2 protein-coding genes and 1 pseudogene are annotated in these 2,564 nt (G+C 71.5%); 1 reads left to right on the top strand and 2 read right to left on the bottom strand.

Translation table 11 applies throughout. The annotated features are described in order from the left end of the window. Both B7767_RS12120 and B7767_RS12125 read right to left on the bottom strand, forming a co-directional pair. Positions 1 to 209 (bottom strand): annotated as a pseudogene (locus B7767_RS12120) (hypothetical protein); the annotation flags it as partial. Continuing rightward, positions 206 to 1,525 carry an MFS transporter gene (locus B7767_RS12125; protein ID WP_085572208.1) on the bottom strand — a complete coding sequence of 440 codons (1,320 nt, stop codon included), beginning with the start codon at positions 1,523 to 1,525 and terminating at the stop codon, positions 206 to 208. The gene B7767_RS12125 and the pseudogene B7767_RS12120, both read right to left, overlap by 4 nt. Positions 1,526 to 1,659: 134 nt before the next feature. Here B7767_RS12125 and B7767_RS12130 point away from each other — a divergent pair, with 134 nt between their 5' ends. Beyond that, positions 1,660 to 2,376, top strand: a complete 717-nt coding sequence (locus B7767_RS12130; RefSeq protein WP_085572209.1) for a GntR family transcriptional regulator — start codon at positions 1,660 to 1,662, stop codon at positions 2,374 to 2,376. Positions 2,377 to 2,564 lie beyond the last annotated feature (188 nt).

The following is a 2,564-nucleotide window of genomic DNA, read 5'->3' on the forward strand; positions in this document are numbered from 1 at the left end:
AACAGCAGCATGTCGTACGCCCAGTCGGCGGGCACCGAGATCAGGTTGGCCTGCGTGTGCCCCGCGGCCACGCCGGCCGTGGGGCCCGCCAGCCCCTCCCGGAAGCGGGCGCGCGCCGTGCGCGGGCTCCACGCGCGCGCGTGCTCGTCGGCCAGGGTCACAGGGCGGTCGTCCACCGTGGCCGGCGTACGGTCGTCGGTGTGGCTCACTCCAGCTCCTTCCCGCGCGTCTCCGGCAGCCCCAGCAGCGCCAGCGCCGCGATGCCGTAGCCGATCGCGCCGAAGACCAGTGCCCCGCCCACGCCCCAGCCGTCGGCCAGGAAGCCGACCGTCGTGGGGAAGACGGCACCCACGGCGCGTCCGGTGTTGTACGTGAAGCCCTGCCCCGTCCCGCGTACCGCCGTCGGGTACAGCTCGCTCAGGTAGGAGCCGAAGCCGCTGAAGATCGCCGACATGCAGAACCCGAGCGGGAAGCCGAGCACGAGGATCACGGTGTTGGCGCCGCTCGGGATGTTCGTGTACGCCAGGATGCAGATCGCGGACAGCAGTGCGAACAGCCAGATGTTGCGCCGGCGGCCCAGCCGGTCGGTGAGGTGACCGCCGGTCAGGTAGCCGATGAAGGCACCCGAGATCAGGAACGTCAGATAGCCGCCGGTGCCGACGACCGACAGGTCGCGCTCCGTCTTCAGATACGTCGGCACCCAGGTGGCGAGGGTGTAGTAGCCGCCCTGTACGCCGGTGGAGAGCAGCACGGCGAAGAGCGTGGTGCGCAGCAGGCCCGGTGCTCCCGGCCGGTCAGGCCGGAAGATCGTCGCGAACGAGCCCTTCCGAGCGCTCCTCTCCCGCACGGCGGCCGCCTCGGGCGCGTCCCGCACACTGCGCCGCACCCACACCACGAGCAGCGCCGGCAGCGCACCGGTCCAGAACATCACGCGCCAGGCCAGGTCGTCGTCCACCAGCGAGAAGACCGCCGTGTACACGATCACGGCCAGCGCCCAGCCCACGGCCCAGGAGCTCTGGACCGCGCCGAGGGTGCGGCCCCGGTGCCGGGCGCTCGCGTACTCGGCGACCAGGATCGCGCCGACCGCCCACTCGCCGCCGAAGCCGAGGCCCTGCAGCGCGCGGAACACCAGCAGCGTCTCGTAGTCGGTCGCGAAGCCGCAGGCCACGGTGAACACCGCGTACGTGATCACGGTCAGCAGCAGCGCCCTGACCCGGCCGATGCGGTCGGCCAGCACGCCCGCGAGGGCGCCGCCGACCGCGGAGACCACCAGGGTGACGGTGGTGAGCAGACCGGTCTGGCCGCTGTCCAGACCGAAGTACACCGACAGCGCGACCATCGTCAGCGGCAGTGTGAAGTAGTCGTACGAGTCCAGGGCATAGCCGCCGAACGCGCCGCCGAAGGCGCGCCGGCCGCGCGGTCCCAGTGCGCGCAGCCAGCCGAACGCCCCCTCGTCGGGGGCGTGTTCGGGCGGTGCGGGGTGTGGGGTGTCGGTCAGGGACCGCGGTGGAGGGGGCGTGCTCATGGGCACCTCGCAGAGGGAGGACGGAGGGTGCGGGAAGGAGTGAGCCGTGCCACTGTCCAGCAAGGTAGAGGATCGTTGAACGATCCTTCAATACCCATGTTGTCCCGTACTTCCGCGTGCGATTGAATTCCGGCATGGCAGAGCAGATGGGCGGACTGGCCGACGACCGTGCCCTGTTGGGTCGCACCAGCACCGCCGAGCGGGTCGCGGACATCCTCAGGAGCCGTATCGCCGAGGGCTACTTCCCGCCCGGTACGCGGCTGTCGGAGGACAGCATCGGCGGCGCGCTCGGCGTCTCCCGCAACACGCTGCGCGAGGCGTTCCGGCTGCTCACGCACGAACGGCTGCTCGTCCACGAGCTGAACCGGGGCGTGTTCGTCCGGGTGCTGACCGTCGAGGACGTCGAGGACATCTACCGCACCCGCCGCCTCGTCGAGTGCGCCGTCGTGCGCGGGCTCGGCGACCCGCCCTACGCGCTCGGCGCGCTCGCCGAGGTGGTGGAACAGGGGCGTACGGCGGCGCGCGAAGGTGACTGGAACGGTGTGGGTACGGCCAACATCCACTTCCACCGGGAACTGGTGGCCCTCGCCGCCAGTGAGCGCACGGACGAGCTGATGCGCAGCGTCTTCGCCGAACTGCGGCTCGCCTTCCACGTCGTGGACGAACCCCGGCGACTGCACGAACCGTACATCGCCCGCAATGTCGGGATTCTCCAGGCCTTGCAGGAGGGGGACCGCGACAAGGCCGAGGAGCTGCTGGCGGCCTACCTCGAGGTCTCGCTGGAACGGGTCGTCGAGGTGTACCGGCGGCGCGTCGGCGAGGACGGACAGGACGGCCGGCCGGTGGTGTGACGACCGTCGCGCCGGGGCGCAACACGGTCGTTTGGGTCGTTGTCAGACCGAGGACCTAGTCTGTGCACCGTGACTTCGCCTGCATCGACGGACAGCGTTCCGCCCCAGCTCAGCGCGGGGCCGCGGCCCGCGCCGGGCCCGGCCGCCGACGAAGGGCTGGCGCGGCGGCTGCGCGCGCTCGCGTGCAC

This window comes from Streptomyces sp. 13-12-16 (assembly GCF_002114215.1).
Lineage (GTDB): Bacteria > Actinomycetota > Actinomycetes > Streptomycetales > Streptomycetaceae > Streptomyces.

Bases quoted from the DNA above. Each gene is read 5' to 3' on its own strand.
- B7767_RS12125 (WP_085572208.1), bottom strand. From the start codon at position 1,525: ATGAGCACGCCCCCTCCACCGCGGTCCCTGACCGACACCCCACACCCC.
- B7767_RS12130 (WP_085572209.1), top strand. From the start codon at position 1,660: ATGGCAGAGCAGATGGGCGGACTGGCCGACGACCGTGCCCTGTTGGGT.